At 60.8% G+C, this 17920-nt stretch carries 11 protein-coding genes; 8 read left to right on the top strand and 3 right to left on the bottom strand.

Annotation, left to right across the window (positions count from 1 at the left end):
- A partial coding sequence (locus C9383_RS08505) for a ribonucleotide-diphosphate reductase subunit beta (protein WP_107338862.1) occupies positions 1–1247 on the bottom strand: 1247 nt, incomplete at its 3' end.
- A gap of 573 nt (positions 1248–1820) precedes the next feature.
- Positions 1821–2090: a DUF2790 domain-containing protein gene (locus C9383_RS08500; RefSeq protein WP_060757313.1), complete on the bottom strand. Its 270-nt coding sequence runs from the start codon at positions 2088–2090 to the stop codon at positions 1821–1823.
- A gap of 414 nt (positions 2091–2504) precedes the next feature.
- Between C9383_RS08500 and acs the strand changes: the two genes are divergently transcribed.
- The 7 genes from acs (at position 2505) to argR (ending at position 10442) form a co-directional block, all read left to right on the top strand.
- Positions 2505–4460 (top strand): acetate--CoA ligase, encoded by a 1956-nt coding sequence (gene acs / locus C9383_RS08495; RefSeq protein WP_060757314.1) that lies wholly within the window; start codon positions 2505–2507, stop codon positions 4458–4460.
- 645 nt (positions 4461–5105) lie between these two features.
- Complete coding sequence (locus tag C9383_RS08485; RefSeq protein WP_060757315.1) at positions 5106–5891, top strand: ABC transporter substrate-binding protein; 786 nt, start codon at positions 5106–5108, stop codon at positions 5889–5891.
- 91 nt (positions 5892–5982) lie between these two features.
- Positions 5983–6672 (top strand): ABC transporter permease, encoded by a 690-nt coding sequence (locus C9383_RS08480; protein ID WP_010208305.1) that lies wholly within the window; start codon positions 5983–5985, stop codon positions 6670–6672.
- Complete coding sequence (locus C9383_RS08475; protein WP_090369051.1) at positions 6669–7367, top strand: ABC transporter permease; 699 nt, start codon at positions 6669–6671, stop codon at positions 7365–7367. Before C9383_RS08480 ends, C9383_RS08475 begins: the two co-directional genes overlap by 4 nt.
- Position 7368: 1 nt before the next feature.
- Positions 7369–8481, top strand: a complete 1113-nt coding sequence (locus C9383_RS08470; RefSeq protein WP_090369052.1) for a succinylglutamate desuccinylase/aspartoacylase family protein — start codon at positions 7369–7371, stop codon at positions 8479–8481.
- A 27-nt stretch (positions 8482–8508) separates the two neighbouring features.
- On the top strand, positions 8509–9273 hold the full coding sequence (locus C9383_RS08465; RefSeq protein WP_090369054.1) for an ABC transporter ATP-binding protein: 765 nt from the start codon (positions 8509–8511) through the stop codon (positions 9271–9273).
- Between the two features lie 188 nt (positions 9274–9461).
- Entirely contained in the window at positions 9462–10442 is a 981-nt protein-coding gene (gene argR, locus C9383_RS08460; protein WP_060757319.1) for a transcriptional regulator ArgR, read from the top strand.
- A gap of 33 nt (positions 10443–10475) precedes the next feature.
- Here argR and C9383_RS08455 read toward each other — a convergent pair whose 3' ends face one another.
- Positions 10476–16349 (bottom strand): dermonecrotic toxin domain-containing protein, encoded by a 5874-nt coding sequence (locus C9383_RS08455; protein ID WP_107338861.1) that lies wholly within the window; start codon positions 16347–16349, stop codon positions 10476–10478.
- A gap of 284 nt (positions 16350–16633) precedes the next feature.
- Here C9383_RS08455 and C9383_RS08450 point away from each other — a divergent pair, with 284 nt between their 5' ends.
- Positions 16634–17854 carry an aspartate aminotransferase family protein gene (locus C9383_RS08450; RefSeq protein ID WP_090369058.1) on the top strand — a complete coding sequence of 407 codons (1221 nt, stop codon included), beginning with the start codon at positions 16634–16636 and terminating at the stop codon, positions 17852–17854.
- Positions 17855–17920: the final 66 nt, after the last annotated feature.

Below are 17920 nucleotides of genomic sequence, written 5' to 3'. Positions count from 1 at the left end.
TCCCAGCTCAGCGCGCCGCCGGTCTGGTACTCGATCACCCGAGTCTCGAAGAAATTCTTCTCTTTCTTCAAGTCCATGATCTCGCTCATCCACGGGAATGGGTTGGTGGTGCCTGGATACTCTTCCTTAAGACCAATCTGCGACAACCGACGGTTAGCGATGAACTTCAAATAGTCTTCCATCATCGCCGCATTCATTCCCAGTACCCCACGAGGCATGGTGTCGCGAGCGTATTCGATCTCCAGCTGGGTCCCTTGCAGGATCATCTGGGTCGCTTCTTCCTTCATCTCGGCATCCCACAGGTGTGGGTTTTCGATTTTGATCTGGTTGATCACGTCGATACCGAAGTTCAGGTGCATCGACTCGTCGCGCAGGATGTACTGGAACTGCTCGGCGACGCCGGTCATTTTGTTGCGGCGGCCCATGGAGAGGATCTGGGTGAAGCCGCAGTAGAAGAAGATGCCTTCCAGCACGCAGTAGTAGGCGACCAGGTTGCGCAGCAGTTCCTTGTCGGTCTCGACGGTGCCGGTTTCGAACTTCGGATCGGAGATCGAACGGGTGTATTTCAGGCCCCAGGCGGCTTTTTTGGCGACCGATGGGATCTCGTGGTACATGTTGAAGATCTCGCCTTCATCCATGGCCAGCGATTCGATGCAGTACTGGTAGGCGTGGGTGTGGATCGCTTCTTCGAAGGCCTGGCGCAGGATGTACTGGCGGCACTCCGGGTTGGTGATCAGGCGGTACACGGCCAGCACCAGGTTGTTGGCGACCAGCGAGTCGGCGGTGGAGAAGAAGCCGAGGTTGCGCATGACGATGCGGCGTTCGTCGTCGGTCAGGCCCTCGGGGTTTTTCCACAGGGCGATGTCGGCGGTCATGTTGACCTCTTGCGGCATCCAGTGGTTGGCGCAGCCGTCGAGGTATTTCTGCCAGGCCCAGTCGTACTTGAAAGGCACGAGCTGGTTGAGGTCGGCGCGGCAGTTGATCATGCGTTTTTCGTCAACGGCGACGCGGGCGGAGGCGCCTTCGAGTTCGGCGAGGCCTTCGGCGATGTCGAGTTTGTCGAGGGCGGCCTTGGCGCGCACGATGGCGGCGGAGTCACTGGCGGTGACGGCGCGGGCTTCAACCGCGGCGGCAGCGCCGGCGCCGTCGAGGCGGTCCATGTTGGCTTCGGTGGCGTGGCCGGCGTTGGCGCCTTTGGCGGCGACTTCGCCGTCTTCTTCTTTATCGAATTCGTCCCAGCTCAGCATGACGTGTCGTCTCCTGCGTGAGGGCTCAAAGTGCCCGTGTGAAACCGGATGGTTGGGTGTTCACACGGCCCAGAGGCCGCGGTGGATCTTAAGGAATCGTTTGTTGCAGCTAGCGCACGCATTAAACGCAATCAGGTGTTCGGGTGCTCTGCGTGAGGCTTGAGGCGTGGAGCGACAGATGCTTGCTCCAGGGGAGGCCTCAGGTCTGGCTCTTCATCCCTGTGTAAAGGGATATTGCAGGCCCGATTTACCCGCGCATTATAGGGAAAAATTCGGCTTTGTGTTGCGGCGGATGGTCACTTGGGGGCACCAAAATGCCGTGGTCTGCGGCCAAAGCGTGTGTTTGCAAGGCTTTGCCGGGATTGGATTTTTTTGACGGGCGGTGAGGGGATTTTGTAAGCGGGGGCAGGTAGGGCAGGGTAGGGCTTTGTAAGGTGGGTGTGGCGGCTCAGGTCATCGGGAGCAAGTCCCCTCCCACAGGTTGATGGTGGTGCGGCAGCGATGGGTTCTTGGCCGCAAGAATGATTTCTTGCGGCGACCAAGATCCGGGATTGAATCTAATTAAAGAAGTTATTACCCGTTAGAGCAGCCGTTACCCATGACTTGATAGTTCAGAATATGCCGCTGACCTTGCGAGTCTTCATATTCCATTTTTACCGGTACAACTTCACAGACTTCCGGGATATTGCTCATGGACAATACTTTTGCCACGTCCAAGTGGGTGCTGTAGGTGTAATCCTCAACAATGGGAGCATTCTGGCTGGCCAGTTCTGTCGGGGCCTCGTCGGCGAGGGCGGCGGTGGCGAACAAGCTGCTGAGAGCCATGACTGCGAACACTTTCATTTCTTCATTTACCTTCTTCAGGGCGAAAGGGGTCACGGGGCCCTTGTGAGGCCGCGTGTGTAACTTAAAAGTTGGAAGTTCGGATTAACGTTGCCTTCGTGGGGGCTGTTGCGTTGTTAATCACTGCTGTGTCGAGCACAGCGCCTTGGTTGGCGAAGTTGATTTTAGGCTTGCGGGTTATATTCATATACCCGTGGTTTTGATAAACACTTTTGGCGGTTTTTGTAACAATCCCGTGATAAAGGTTTTTTCACAAACCGTGAAAGCGCCGCAGGGCGCGGGCCAGAGCGGCAAATCGGCATATCAGGGCAATTTGTAGGGGCTTGTTACTACCATCGTCGAATGGTTCTATAGACCGGCCCCGGCTAAAACAGGGGCCATACAAAAACAACGATTGTCACCGAGGTAAGAAAGATGAGTGCGGCTTCCCTGTACCCCGTTCGCCCCGAAGTAGCAGCCAATACGCTGACCGACGAGGCGACCTACAAGGCCATGTACCAGCAGTCGGTGGTCAACCCCGATGGCTTCTGGCGCGAGCAAGCCAAACGTCTTGACTGGGTCAAGCCTTTCACCGCGGTGAAGCAGACCTCTTTCGACGACCACCATGTCGACATCAAATGGTTTGCCGATGGCACCCTGAACGTTTCCTACAACTGCCTGGACCGTCACCTTGCCGAGCGTGGCGACCAGGCAGCGATCATCTGGGAGGGCGATGACCCTTCCGAGAGCCGCACCATCACCTACCGCGAGCTGCATGAACAAGTCTGCAAGTTCGCCAACGCCCTGCGCGGCCAGGATGTACACCGCGGCGACGTGGTGACTATCTATATGCCAATGATCCCCGAGGCCGTGGTCGCCATGCTGGCGTGTACCCGCATCGGTGCGATTCACTCGGTGGTCTTCGGCGGTTTCTCCCCGGAAGCCCTGGCCGGTCGCATTATCGACTGTCGGTCGAAGGTGGTGATCACTGCCGACGAAGGTATTCGTGCCGGTAAGAAGATTCCGCTGAAGGCCAACGTTGACGACGCCCTGACCAACCCGGAAACCAACAGCATCCAGAAGGTCATCGTGTGCAAGCGCACCAATGGCGCGATCAAGTGGAACCAGCATCGCGACATCTGGTACGAAGACCTGATGAAAGTGGCCGGCACCGTGTGTGCGCCCAAGGAGATGGGCGCCGAAGAAGCGCTGTTCATCCTCTACACCTCGGGTTCCACCGGCAAGCCGAAGGGCGTGCAGCACACCACCGGCGGCTACCTGCTCTACGCTGCCCTGACCCATGAGCGCGTGTTCGACTACCGCCCGGGTGAAATCTACTGGTGCACCGCCGACGTCGGCTGGGTCACTGGCCACACGTATATTGTCTATGGCCCGCTGGCCAATGGCGCGACCACCTTGCTGTTCGAAGGCGTGCCGAACTACCCGGACATTACCCGGGTGGGCAAGATCGTCGACAAGCACAAGGTCAACATCCTCTACACCGCGCCGACCGCAATCCGCGCCATGATGGCCTCCGGCACTGCGGCCTGCGAAGGCGTCGATGGCAGCAGCCTGCGCCTGCTCGGTTCGGTGGGTGAGCCGATCAACCCTGAAGCGTGGGACTGGTACTACAAGAACGTCGGCCAATCCCGTTGCCCGATTGTCGATACCTGGTGGCAAACCGAGACCGGCGCCACCCTGATGAGCCCGCTGCCGGGTGCCCATGCGCTCAAGCCGGGTTCGGCGGCGCGTCCGTTCTTTGGTGTGGTGCCGGCGTTGGTGGATAACCTGGGCAACATCATCGAGGGGGCTGCCGAAGGCAACCTGGTGATCCTCGATTCGTGGCCGGGCCAGGCGCGTACGCTGTACGGCGACCATGACCGTTTTGTCGACACCTACTTCAAGACCTTCCGTGGCATGTACTTCACCGGCGACGGCGCTCGTCGCGATGAAGACGGCTACTGGTGGATCACCGGACGTGTGGATGACGTGTTGAACGTGTCCGGCCACCGCATGGGCACCGCCGAGATCGAAAGCGCCATGGTTGCCCACCCTAAAGTTGCGGAAGCGGCGGTAGTGGGTGTGCCTCATGACATCAAGGGGCAGGGCATCTACGTGTATGTCACCCTCAAGAATGGCGAAGAGCCGACCGAAGCGCTGCGCCTGGAGCTGAAAAACTGGGTGCGCAAGGAGATCGGGCCGATTGCATCGCCGGATGTGATCCAGTGGGCGCCAGGCTTGCCGAAGACGCGTTCAGGCAAAATCATGCGGCGTATCCTGCGCAAGATCGCCACGGCGGAGTATGACGGGCTGGGCGATATCTCCACGCTGGCGGATCCAGGCGTGGTGGCGCATTTGATTGAAACCCACAAGACCATGAACGCCGCGTAAGGCGAGGCAGGTTGGACAAAGCCCCATTCGGTGTGAGCCGAGTGGGGCTTTTTACATGGGGGGATCGTTCCCACGCTCTGCGTGGGAATGCCTCCTGTGACGCTCCGCGTCACGACCTCAAGAGCGGACGCGGAGCGTCCAGGGCTGCATTCCCACGCGGAGCGTGGGAACGATCGGGTGGAGACCAATAAATATCGGTTTTCACCGTAGGACGTTTCTGAATGTTACCGTCGCACCTGGATGTGTAACCTGCCGCCCAAACCTGGGGCAATATGCTACGCCAATGCCCCGAAAAACCGCGTTTTAGACACCCCAGGAAATAAGATTAAACGCCAGACTTGCCGTGCTAGAAGGGTTTGCGAATAATAGGCCCGCAACTTGCAGCATCAACAGGTTTAATATCTTTTGTCTCTGCATAAAAAACAGAGGCTGTCAATGTGCTGGAACCGCTTTCTCGGTGCTTCTGTAAATTGTTGTCGCATTGAGGAAATATCGGCTTCCGGCCTGTCGTTAGAATGCCGATCACTCGCTCGTCGTCGCAGGTTTACACCGCGTAGGGCGCAGCACCGCTATTCGGTTTCACTTAAGTCGCATCGTGGGCCCTGGCTCATACTGCTTTTTGCCCTATACCGATGGAGTCCCAAGATGAAGAAACTTGTGCTGTTGGGCGCCCTGGCGCTGTCCGTGCTGTCCATGCAGGCCTTCGCTGATGAAAAGCCCCTGAAGATTGGTATCGAAGCGGCTTACCCTCCGTTTGCCTCGAAGGCGCCGGATGGCAACATCGTGGGTTTTGACTACGACATCGGCAACGCCCTGTGCGAAGAGATGAAGGTCAAGTGCGTGTGGGTCGAGCAAGAGTTCGATGGCCTGATCCCGGCATTGAAAGTGCGCAAGATCGACGCGATCCTGTCGTCCATGTCCATCACTGACGACCGCAAGAAGTCCGTGGACTTTACCAACCGCTACTACCTGAGCCCAGCGCAGCTGGTGATGAAGGAAGGCACCACGGTCAGCGACAGCCTGGATGAATTGAAAGGCAAGAAAATCGGCGTGCAACGCGGTTCGATCCACGATCGCTTCGCCAAGGAAGTCCTGGCCCCTAAAGGCGCCACGGTTGTGCCTTACAGCTCGCAGAACGAAATCTACCTGGACGTGGAAGCAGGTCGCCTCGACGGCACCGTGGCTGACGCCACCCTGCTGCAGGACGGCTTCCTGAAAACCCCGGCCGGTAAAGGCTACGCGTTCGTAGGCCCACAGTTCACCGACGCCAAGTACTTCGGCGACGGCATCGGCATCGCTGTACGCAAAGGCGACAAGGCCGAGCTGGACAAGATCAACGCGGCCATCGCAGCGATCCGTGCCAACGGCGAATACAAGAAAATCCAGGACAAATACTTCGACTTCGATATTTACGGCGCTGACCCTAAATAACTCGTCGCAGCTGTCTGTCCAGAATGGCGCAAGCAACAGAATTCCTGCGGTTTGCGCCATTTTTTCATCCCCCTTTTCGAGGACCTGAATCATGTTGAAAGGCTACGGGGCCGTCATCCTCGATGGCGCATGGTTGACGCTTCAGCTCGCCTTGTCGTCCATGGCCTTGGCCATTGTTCTGGGTCTGATCGGGGTCGCGTTGCGCCTGTCGCCGGTGCGCTGGTTGGCCTGGCTGGGTGACTTGTACTCTACGGTCATCCGTGGGATTCCCGACCTGGTGCTGATCCTGCTGATTTTCTACGGCGGTCAGGACCTGCTTAACCGCGTCGCGCCGATGCTCGGCTACGACGACTATATTGACTTGAACCCCCTGGCGGCCGGTATTGGCACCCTGGGCTTCATCTTTGGCGCCTACCTGTCGGAGACCTTCCGGGGTGCCTTCATGGCCATTCCCAAGGGGCAGGCCGAGGCCGGCCTGGCGTATGGCATGAGCAGCTTCCAGGTGTTTTTCCGGGTGATGGTGCCACAGATGATCCGGCTGGCGATCCCCGGCTTCACCAACAACTGGCTGGTACTCACCAAGGCCACTGCGCTGATTTCGGTGGTGGGCCTGCAAGACATGATGTTCAAGGCCAAGCAGGCGGCAGACGCCACCCGCGAACCTTTTACCTTCTTCCTCGCAGTGGCGGCGATGTACCTGGTGATCACCAGCGTATCATTGCTGGCCTTGCGTCATCTTGAGAAGCGCTACTCGGTAGGCGTAAGGGCGGCTGATCTATGATCTTCGACTACAACGTCATCTGGGAGGCCATGCCGCTGTACCTCGGCGGTTTGGTCACCACCCTGAAATTGCTCGCCATCTCGCTGTTTTTCGGCCTGCTCGCCGCTTTGCCGCTGGGCTTGATGCGGGTGTCCAAGCAGCCGGTCGTCAACGGCGCGGCGTGGCTCTACACCTATGTCATTCGCGGCACGCCCATGCTGGTGCAGCTGTTCCTGATCTACTACGGTCTGGCGCAGTTCGACGCCGTACGCGAAAGCTTCCTCTGGCCGCTGCTGTCCAGCGCCACGTTCTGCGCGTGCCTGGCGTTTGCGATCAACACCAGCGCCTACACCGCCGAAATCATCGCCGGCAGCCTCAAGGCCACGCCCAATGGCGAGATCGAAGCGGCCAAGGCCATGGGCATGTCGCGTTCTAAACTGTACCGCCGCATCCTGCTGCCGTCGGCCCTGCGTCGTGCACTGCCGCAGTACAGCAACGAAGTGATCATGATGCTGCAGACCACCAGCCTTGCATCCATCGTCACGCTGATCGATATCACCGGTGCCGCGCGCACGGTGAACGCCCAGTTCTACCTGCCGTTCGAAGCCTATATCACGGCCGGCGCGTTCTACCTGTGCCTGACCTTCATCCTGGTGCGCCTGTTCAAGTTGGCCGAGCGCCGCTGGCTGAGCTACCTGGCTCCAAGGAAGCATTGAGATGGAACGTATCGATCACCTGTTGCCCTGGGGCCACCTGGGTTGCGAGCGCCAACTGAGCGTCTTCCGTTTCGGCAGCGGCGAGCGCAAGGCGTATATCCAGGCCAGCCTGCACGCCGACGAGTTGCCGGGGATGCGCGCCGCTTGGGAGTTGAAAAAGCGTCTCATCGAACTGGAACGCCAGGGCGCCCTCAACGGTGTGATCGAGCTGGTGCCGGTGGCCAACCCGATGGGCCTGGGGCAACTGTTGCAAGGTGCTCACCAAGGCCGTTTCGAGGTGGGCAGCGGCAAGAATTTCAACCGCGATTTCGTCGAGTTGAGCGAGCCGGTCGCCGCGTTGCTCGCCGGCAAGCTGGGCGATGACCCCCACGCCAATGTGCGCATGATTCGCCAGGCGATGACCGATGCACTCGAGGCCCTGCCGGTGCCGAGCAGTCAACTGCAAGGCATGCAGCGCGTCTTGCTCAGCCATGCCTGCACCGCCGATGTGGTCCTGGACCTGCACTGCGATGCGCAGGCGGCGTTGCACATGTATGCGCTGCCCCAGCACTGGCCGCAGTGGCGTTCGTTGTCGGCGCACTTGAATGTGAAAGTCGGCCTGCTGGCCGAGGATTCCGGCGGCAGCTCGTTTGATGAAGCCTGTTCGCTGCCGTGGCTGCGCCTGTCCCGCTTGTTCCCTGAGGCGCAAATCCCGCTGGCGTGCCTGGCGACGACGCTGGAGCTGGGCGGCCAGGCTGATACCGGCCGTGACGAAGCGATCTTCCACGCCGAAGGCATCCTCGCGTTTCTCGCTGAACAGGGCCTGATCAAGGGGCAATGGCCCGCGCCACAGTACGAACCGTGCGAAGGCGTGCCTTTCGAAGGCACCGAGTTGTTGTTCGCACCCCACGCCGGGGTGATCAGTTACCTGCGTCAAGCCGGCGACTGGGTGGAAACCGGCGAACCGATTTTTGAAGTGATTGATCCCCTGACCGACCGCGTGAGTATTGTTTGCGCGGGCACGTCCGGGGTGTTGTTTGCCGTTGAACGGCTACGTTATGCCCAAGCGGGTTTCTGGCTGGCCAAGGTGGCGGGGCGCGAAGCGCTGCGTCACGGGCGCTTGCTCAACGACTGACCACCTGTTTTTGTGAGAACCGACCGCATGTACAAACTTGAAGTCCAAGACCTGCATAAACGCTATGGCAGTCATGAAGTGCTCAAAGGCGTGTCCCTGGCCGCGGCGGCCGGTGATGTGATCAGCATCATCGGTTCCAGTGGTTCGGGCAAAAGTACCTTTTTGCGCTGCATCAACCTGCTGGAGCAACCCCACGCCGGCAAGATCCTGCTCAACAACGAAGAGCTGAAGCTGGTCGCCGGCAAGGACGGCGCCATGAAGGCCGCCGACCCCAAGCAGCTGCAACGCATGCGTTCGCGCCTGTCTATGGTGTTCCAGCATTTCAACTTGTGGTCGCACATGACCGCCATTGAAAACGTGATGGAAGCGCCAGTGCATGTGCTGGGTGTGTCGAAGAAAGAAGCGCGTGAAAAGGCCGAACACTACCTGGCCAAGGTGGGCGTGGGCCATCGCAAGGATGCATTCCCCGGCCACATGTCCGGCGGCGAGCAGCAGCGCGTGGCGATTGCCCGTGCGCTGGCGATGGAGCCGGAGGTGATGCTGTTTGACGAGCCGACGTCGGCGCTTGACCCGGAACTGGTCGGCGAAGTGCTCAAGGTGATGCAGGACCTGGCCCTGGAAGGCCGCACCATGGTGGTGGTCACTCACGAAATGGGCTTTGCCCGTGAAGTGTCGAACCAGTTGGTGTTCCTGCACAAAGGCATCGTCGAAGAATGCGGCAACCCGCGCGAGGTGTTGGTGAACCCGCAGTCGGAGCGTTTGCAGCAGTTCCTGTCCGGCAGCCTGAAATAGCTACCCCTGTGGGAGGGGGCTTGCTCCCGGTAGCGGTAAATCAGATACCAATCTGTTGGCTGACACACCGCCATCGGGAGCAAGCCCCCTCCCACATTGATCTTCATCAGTTTTTGAGATTTGTGTTCGTTTCCGGGCTAGCATTGGCCCTTGTCTTCATTATTGTTACTCGCTTCGGATAGCCTTCCATGACTGCCCATCGAATTGGTTTCCTGATCTGGCCCAGCACAAAAGCACTGACGCTGGCGCTGGCTGAGGAGGCCTTGCGTATTGCCCAACGGGTGCATCCGGACGTGGTCTACGAGCTGTCGTTCCTGCATGCGGAACCGGCCGCCGACGGCGCCTGGCAATTGCCGGGCGAGGCTTGGGCGGGCAAGCTCGAAGGTTTCCAGAAGCTGTTCCTGCTGGCGGACGAGCCGCCGACGGTGATCGCCTCTCAACTGAGCACGGCGCTCAAGCAGCTTGTGCGGGCAGGCTGCGTGATCGGCGGTTTGTCGGCAGGTGTCTACCCGTTGGCCCAGCTCGGCCTGCTCGACGGTTACCGCGCTGCCGTGCATTGGCGCTGGCAGGATGATTTCGCCGAGCGCTTCCCCAAGGTCATCGCCACCAGCCATCTGTTCGACTGGGACCGCGACCGCCTGACCGCCTGTGGCGGCATGTCGGTGCTCGACCTGTTGCTGGCAGTGCTGGCCCGTGACCACGGCGCCGAACTGGCCGGCGCGGTGTCCGAGGAACTGGTGGTGGAGCGCATCCGCGAAGGCGGCGAGCGCCAGCGTATTCCACTGCAAAACCGCCTGGGCTCCAGCCATCCCAAGCTGACCCAGGCGGTTCTGTTGATGGAAGCCAATATCGAAGAGCCGCTGACCACTGACGAAATTGCCCAGCACGTCTGCGTGTCGCGACGACAACTCGAACGCATCTTCAAGCAGTACCTCAATCGTGTCCCCAGTCAGTACTACCTGGAACTGCGCCTGAACAAGGCCCGCCAGATGCTCATGCAAACCAGCAAGTCGATCATCCAGATCGGCCTGTCGTGCGGTTTCTCCTCAGGGCCGCATTTCTCCAGCGCCTACCGCAACTTCTTCGGCGCGACCCCGCGTGAAGACCGCAACCAGCGTCGCAGCAGCAGCCCGTTCGAATTGTCCTCGGTACCGTCCGAACGCGGTTGAGCACGGCTCACCCTGGCTAGCCCGAAGGGGCGGTTATTCCTCCTGTGGCCGGGGCTGCGCGGGCGATAGTGGTGCGCCGGTTTCATCCAGCGTGGCCTGGGGCACATTGAAGTCAATGCCGGTACGTTGGTAATACTCGCGCAGGTACGCCAGGCTCTGTGCCGACAGCGGGTTGTTACTCAGGTCGCTGTCTTCATGAAACACCGTATCGGTCTCCAGCAAACCCGCGCCGATGTCTTCGATCTGGTTGCCGCTCAAGTCCAGCGTGTGCAACGCCTTGAGCTGGAAAACCCCCTCCGGCATCGCTTTGAGCCCGGCATTGCGCAGGTGCAGCGAGCTCAGGTTGTGCAAGCTGCTGACGTCTGGGGTTTCCCCCAGCGGGTTATCGCTCATGTCGACGAACTCCAGCGCCGCCAGGTCGTTGAAGGAGCGGGCTGACAACGGCGTCAGGCGGATGCCGCATTGGGTCAATTCCAGGCTGGCCAGCTTGGGCATGCTGAAGATCGGTTCGGGCAGGCTGCCCACCGGGCATTGGCTCAGTGCCAGGGTTTGCAGCGCCGGAAAACAGCGCAGCGTACCGTCAACCTGGGTGGTAGTGCCGTTGCCCGTCAATTCAAACCACGACACATGCTCGAACCGCGCACTCAGTGACGGCAGCTCACCCATCACCGGGGTGTCGAGCAGTAATGAATGGGTGAACTCATCCACCAGGCTCTCTTCATCCTCCGCACTCTCGCGACGCCAGGCTTGCTCTACCAGCATTTTGAAATTGTCGCGCAGCAATTGTTGGTGGGCGCGGGCGGCGTCATCGAGCGGGCTGTTGTCGACAGGATGGCGCTGTGGCACATCCAGCACCCATTGATCGAGGTCGGTATTGAGCTGGGCATACTCGGCTTCAAGGCGCGCCAGGGTCGGGGTGATCGCGTCCATATCGCCGGGCAGGCGGAAGATAAAACGATCGGCTTCGCTTTCGACCAGCGTTGGGTATAGCCGTTGCAGGCGCACACGCTCGGCTTCGGGAGCTGTGGCGTTGAAGGCTTCCTGGGTGCGCTGGCAGTAGCGCTTGATCTGCTCCAGGGTCACTTTGGATAACGGGTTGCCGGACAGGTCGAACGCGCTGGCGGCTTCGGCGCGCAGGGTGAAAGCGGCCGCCGGCATCTCGGTGATCTGGTTGTCGCTGAGGTTGACCGCGCTGCGGGGCACGTCGACGAGCAGTTCGGAGGGCACTTGGGTGAGGCCGACGTTTTTCAGCAGCACGCTGGACAGTGCCGGCATCGCCTTGAACTCCGGCAGTTGCCCAAGGTTGGGGTTTTGGCTGAGGTCCAGATATTCCAGGCGGTTCATGTTTTGCAGGGCCGCACGGCTGGTGTCGCTGAGCTTGAGCGAGCAGTCCGGCAGGCCCAGGAAAGTCAGTTTTTGCAGCTCGAAGATACGCGGCGGGATGTCCTCCAACGTCGCGTGTTCGATGTCGAGGATATCCAGGGCCGGAAAGCTTTCGAGAAACTCGCCGACGTCCATCGGGCCACCGTTGCCGTGCATGATCAACGAGCCTATGTGCTTGAACCGTGCACTCAGGCGCGGCAATTCACCGGCCAAGGTCTGGCTGATCTTGAGGGTGCGAACGTGGCGGGTTTCCTGGGCGGGTTCGCGGCGCCAGGCTTTTTCCAGCTGCACATGCAGCGCCATTCTGCGCGCCAGTTCCAGGGAGGTCAGGTCGGGGGCCTGTGACCAGGCGCCCAGCTCCTGCTGCAAGGTTTCCAGTTCTCCAGCCAGGCGCGCCAGCTCGCGTTTGCCCGCTTCAATATCGCCGGGGAGTGAATAGATGAAACGTGTGGCTTCGTCCTTGTCCATCGACGGGTAAAGCCGTTGTGTATCTTGCAGGTCGACGGGCATAGCATCTACCTCCCAGAACGTGCCGTGGCGTTGGTAGTACTCCTTGACCTGCTCCAGGTTCGCCCGTGACAGCGGGTTGTCGGAAAGATCGTAGTGCACGCTGACCTCAGGGGGCAGTTCGAACAGCGCGGCGGGTACGTCGCGGATCTGGTTGCCGTTCAACAGCGCGGCCTGCAGCTCCGGGCGGGTCAGCAAGCCGGGCGGCAGGCGATCGATACCGGTGTCGGCAAGGTCCAGGGCCACCAATTCCGGCATCGCCTCAACGCTGGGCGTCAGGCCCAGGGGATTGCCGTTGAGTGATAGCGTCTGCAAGTGACTCATGCTCGCCAGGCGGGCATGGCTGGCAGGCGTGAGGGTGATGTTGCAGTTGGACAGCCCCAGGGTGTTGAGGTGAGGCAGGCTGCTGAGTTGAGGCGGCAGATCGTCCATGGGGATGTCTTTGACTTCCAGGTGCCGCAGCCGTGGAAACTGGTTGATAAAGGCGGTCACGCCTTGGGTGCCTTCGTTGCCGTTGATGGACAGCAACGACACATGTTCGAAGTTGGCACTCAGTGTGGGCAGCTCGCCGATGATCGGAAAATCCAGGCGCAACATATAGCCGTCCCGGCTCGGGTCTTCGAAGTAATCGTCGAGCTCGGTGCCTCGGCGCCAGCAACGCTTGAGTAATTGCGCGATGCGCTGGCGATTCTGGCGTTCGTAGGCTTGCTCGCGCGGCGTAAGCGCGGCACCGGTTTGCGGATGTTCGGTGGGCACCGTTTGCTGCCAGTTGTGCAGCTCGGTTTCCAATTGCTGATATTCCTCGGTGAGCGCCGTGAGCCGCACTGATGCACCGCCGGGCTGCCTTTGCAGGTGTTCGAGCAGGGCGCCGATCTGCTCGTCGCTCAACGCTGGATACAGTGCCCGGGCGCGCGGGTACAGCAGCGGGGCGTTCGGGCTTGGGGTATGTGCGCGATAACCATCGTCACTGCCAAGGTGCTTGAGGGTGTCGGTCGATGGCTCCTTGGGGGCGCCGCTGGCCAGCACCCGGCGTACTTCATTGCGTGCCAGTGGATGTCGACGCAAACGCTGCTGCAATTCGGCGCCCTGGTCAATCTGAATGCCCAGCGCCTCGCGCTGGCGATCGGGCAAGGCGTGCAGGATGGCGCTGTACAGGTCGGTTTCAGCGCACAGCGCTGTGTCGTCGTCATAGGCGACATAACGGCCGTTATCCCGGCGTACCAATGTGCGGCGCAACGGCGCGTCCTCGACGCCTACCTCGTTCCAGATCGAACCGCGGGGTGAATCATGGCGCACCACCAGGCGCACCTGGTCCGACCAACCGGGCAGCAGCCGCAGAGCGTTGAGGGCCAGGCGGTCGCTGTCGATGGTCGGCACGCTGTCCAGTTGCTGGCCTTCGTAGGCGCGGGTCACGCGTACCTCGTCCAGCGCCGCACGAGCCAGGTCGGCCAGGCGTGGCGGGACACGACGGGCGTCCAGTTGGGCAAGTTCCGCGCCGCTGGCCTGGCGCAGCAGGTGGTGGGCGACGCTGGCGGGCAGGTCGGGCGAGGTGTCCAGGATGCGCTGGGCCGCTGGGTCGCCGACGGTCTGCGAGGGGCCATAACGTGATTCGAACAGCGATGCACGTTTGCGCTCGGCGATATCGGCGAGGGCTTTGCGCAGGTGTCGGGTGCGGGCCTCCAGGCTCAATTGTGGGTCGCCGGTGGGTTCGCCGAACTGGCGGCTGAGCTCCTCGGGGCTCAGGGCCTGCAATACGGTTTTGAGCCAGTCACCCTTTTGCAGTTGCGCTTCGTGAATCTGCACCAGCGGCTGATCGCTTTCACCCATCTGCCAGACCACTTCGTTGCGGGCGTTCAGCAGTTGCAGGGTCTTGTCCTTGGGCCAGTAACCGAAGCTGGTCATCAAGTGCAGTTGCTCTTGAGGGTCGATGGCGTTGTACTGCGCCGGGTCATCGCTGCGCAGGCGCTGGATCAACTGTTGGATCTCACGGTCGATGCGCAGCCGCACCAGGGTGTCCTCAAGCATCGGCGGGATGGGCTCGCTGTTGTGATGCATCTTGCGCAGGGTGTCTTCGCTGACACCACTGATGCGCAAGGCTTGCTCGCAGTCGGTTTCGCTCAAGCCTTGCGCGATGGGGCCGAGGCGTCGCAACAGAGTCTTGCGATCCCATGTCAGGGGCTGTTCGAGTTCGGTGTGCCATGCCCCGGACCCGTTGTGCCGCAGCCTGGGGCGATAGGCGTCGGCGCGGGTCGGGTGTTTGATTGCGTAATGGCCGTCGTCGGCGGGCTCGACCTTGTAGTGCCGGCCCTCCAGGGGCAGCACTGACTCACCGCGCACACGGTACAGGCCTTTTTCATCGGTGCTCAGCGTCGGGGCGATGTCGAGGTGTTGCTGGTACGGGCCGAGGTCTGGTTGCCAGTAGCGCTGGCTGCGATCAGCCAGGCTCACGGGTTTGAAGCGCTCGATGAAGGCCCGTTGTTCGGCCGATAACAGTTTGTCCATCGCGATGCCGGCGAGGCTGCTACCTGCTGCAAATACGCCCAATTGCGCAATGGATTGCACCACGTTGACCAGGTGGGTGAGCGCTTCGTCCGTCAGCCCTTCGGCCCAGTCGATCACGCCTTCGAAGACGTCCGTGAGCAGTTGATAGGCCATGTACCCCATCATCAATTCGCCCAGCCCGGGAATGAACGGCGTGACCACCAGCAGTGCGACGTTGAGAATTGTTGAGGCGATATCCACGAAGGAGTCCCACAAGGCCCAGCGTGCCTGGCTGTCGGCGTTGGCGGTGGAGACGGCCTGGGAGCGTGCGTCATTGAGGATCTTGTTGAGTTTCTGCCGATACAGATAACGCCAAGGCTCGTCGGGAATGGGCGTTGCGACAAATTGCAGTTTGGGGTCGAGGGTGGGTTCTTTGCGCCACATGCCATGCTTGCCGCCGGGTTCCGGTGGGTGCCAGTTGATGCTCGACAGGCGCTGGCTCAGGCCGGAGAAAAAAACACCGAGACGCTCATGGGGCACAAAGCGGCTGAAGAACAGTTGGTAGTCCTCGTTACGCAGTTGGCGGGTCAGCTCGCGTTTGAACTCCAGGGGCGAGGTGTATTCCTTGAGTGGGTGCTGCGGATCGTCCGGCACGTAGGCGACGATCCGTTGTGAGCTGCGCGCCTGCTCCAGGTCCGGAGCGAACAGCAGGATGCCGCACAGTGGCGTCTGCAACAGGGTGAACGTATGACAGAGCACCGGCAGTTGCCCAAGGCTCAGGCGCGGGGCGCCTTCGAGCATGGCGCTGATCACCTGGGCGAAGTCCGGCTTGATGTCGCCGCGGATGTCCGCCAGTTGCAGTGCGGCGCGCAAGGCCGCGCGCTGGCTGGTATCGACTTTCAGCGCCAGGCTGTTGCCGGCGCTCGGAGTGTTCAACCCCAGCGCGTTGCGCAGGTGGTGCGCGTACGTGGCACCGAGGTTCAACTCGCGGCACAGGCGTACAAACGCGTTGATCGACATGACGTTGCGGATATGGGGCAGGGTGGTGAATTGGCCGGTGGCCGAGGGGCGGCTGATAAATGTCGAATCGGGCTCGTAGAAACCTGCATCTGCTTCCTTGTAATCGAAGTTATGCAGCGCTGCATCGAGCAGTGACACCGTCCAGGTGCGCGCCGCTCCAGAGCGGATCGCAAACCAGGGAATGGTCAGCGGGATATAGAGGCGGATGAACACCTCATCGACGTCCAGGTTCAGCGCGAAGCGTTGACGCAGCAGGTTTTGCAGCAGGGGCCTGGCGTAAGTCTTGAGGTCTTGCAGGTTTTTCAGCGCGTCATCGACGGTGTTCTGTGCGCGCCAATGGTGGGCAGTGGCTTGTTTGAACAAGGCTTGTTGTCGGGCTGTGGCCGCCTGCAAGGGTTTGCCCAGGTGCGGCTTGGCTTGGCGCAGAGCCTGATGTTTGGCCGCGCTCGCCTGGCCCAGCCACTGGGGCATAGCATTTTTCAGGCGTTCGTAATGGCTCTCGGGAGGAGTACTCATGGGGCGAATCTCTTGGTGCCATGGAAAGGGCACCAGTAAATCAGCCGGTGTGGAGCACTTGGCCCTAGATAATTAGAGCGGCCATTGACCCTGACGCAAACACGCCGGGCGGTTTAAACTGCGCCATTGCGACGCTATTTGTCGCATTGACGTAAACCCTCGAAAATCGGGGGTTGGCGCTATAAGAAGTTGTCGCTTGGCGACAAGGCCCTACTGAAAACTGTCCTTACAATCCCTGCATCGCCCGCCAGTTTCAGGCAGGCGTTCCTCTTCAGGAGACTCCGATGTCCGTTGAGCAAGCCCCGGTGCAACGTGCCGATTTCGACCAGGTCATGGTGCCTAACTACGCACCGGCCGCATTCATTCCTGTGCGTGGCGAAGGTTCGCGCGTGTGGGACCAGGCGGGTCGCGAGCTGATCGACTTTGCCGGTGGCATCGCGGTCAACGTATTGGGCCACGCCCACCCGGCGCTGGTCGGTGCGCTGACCGAACAGGCCAACAAGCTTTGGCACGTCTCCAACGTTTTCACCAATGAGCCGGCCCTGCGCCTGGCGCATAAGTTGATCGATGCCACCTTTGCCGAGCGCGTGTTCTTCTGCAACTCCGGCGCCGAGGCCAACGAGGCCGCGTTCAAGCTGGCACGTCGCGTCGCGTTCGACCGGTTCGGCAGCGAAAAATACGAGATCATCGCTGCGCTGAACAGCTTCCACGGCCGTACCCTGTTCACGGTCAACGTCGGTGGCCAGTCCAAGTACTCCGATGGTTTCGGCCCCAAGATCACCGGCATCACCCACGTGCCTTACAACGACCTGGCCGCGCTGAAAGCCGCTGTTTCGGACAAGACCTGCGCCGTGGTGCTGGAACCGGTCCAGGGCGAAGGCGGCGTATTGCCGGCCGAGCTGGCTTACCTGCAAGGCGCACGCGAGTTGTGCGACGCGCACAACGCACTGCTGGTCTTCGACGAAGTGCAAACCGGCATGGGCCGCAGCGGCCATCTGTTCGCTTACCAGCATTACGGCGTGACGCCGGACATCCTCTCCAGCGCCAAGAGCCTGGGCGGTGGGTTCCCGATCGCGGCGATGCTCACCACCGAAGCGCTGGCCAAGCATCTGGTGGTCGGTACCCACGGCACCACCTACGGCGGCAACCCGCTGGCGTGCGCAGTGGCGGAAGCGGTGATCGATGTGATCAACACCCCGCAAGTGTTGGCCGGTGTGAACGCCAAGCATGCGCTGTTCAAGGCACGCCTGGAGCAGATCGGCAAGCAGTACGGCATCTTCACCGAAGTGCGTGGCATGGGCCTGCTGCTCGGTTGCGTACTGAGTGAGGCTTTCAAGGGCAAGGCCAAGGACGTGTTCAACGCGGCCGAGAAAGAAAACCTGATGATCCTGCAAGCCGGCCCTGATGTGGTGCGTTTCGCCCCGAGCCTGGTGGTGGAAGACGCCGACATCCAGGAAGGCCTGGATCGTTTCGAGCGCGCGGTAAAAACACTGACCCAAGCCTGATTGGCTGAACGGGAGCCAATGTGGGAGGGGGCAACCCCCTCCCACCGTTGACCTGTGTTGAAGCCG

The organism is Pseudomonas palleroniana (assembly GCF_003031675.1).
Lineage (GTDB): Bacteria > Pseudomonadota > Gammaproteobacteria > Pseudomonadales > Pseudomonadaceae > Aquipseudomonas > Aquipseudomonas palleroniana.
This window is presented reverse-complemented; position numbering and strand designations above follow the sequence as displayed.

Coding starts and splice junctions, on each gene's coding strand:
- C9383_RS08475 (WP_090369051.1), top strand. CDS start 6,669: ATGATCTTCGACTACAACGTCATCTGGGAGGCCATGCCGCTGTACCTC.
- C9383_RS08465 (WP_090369054.1), top strand. CDS start 8,509: ATGTACAAACTTGAAGTCCAAGACCTGCATAAACGCTATGGCAGTCAT.
- C9383_RS08480 (WP_010208305.1), top strand. CDS start 5,983: ATGTTGAAAGGCTACGGGGCCGTCATCCTCGATGGCGCATGGTTGACG.
- acs (WP_060757314.1), top strand. CDS start 2,505: ATGAGTGCGGCTTCCCTGTACCCCGTTCGCCCCGAAGTAGCAGCCAAT.
- C9383_RS08450 (WP_090369058.1), top strand. CDS start 16,634: ATGTCCGTTGAGCAAGCCCCGGTGCAACGTGCCGATTTCGACCAGGTC.
- C9383_RS08455 (WP_107338861.1), bottom strand. CDS start 16,349: ATGAGTACTCCTCCCGAGAGCCATTACGAACGCCTGAAAAATGCTATG.
- C9383_RS08470 (WP_090369052.1), top strand. CDS start 7,369: ATGGAACGTATCGATCACCTGTTGCCCTGGGGCCACCTGGGTTGCGAG.
- argR (WP_060757319.1), top strand. CDS start 9,462: ATGACTGCCCATCGAATTGGTTTCCTGATCTGGCCCAGCACAAAAGCA.
- C9383_RS08485 (WP_060757315.1), top strand. CDS start 5,106: ATGAAGAAACTTGTGCTGTTGGGCGCCCTGGCGCTGTCCGTGCTGTCC.
- C9383_RS08500 (WP_060757313.1), bottom strand. CDS start 2,090: ATGAAAGTGTTCGCAGTCATGGCTCTCAGCAGCTTGTTCGCCACCGCC.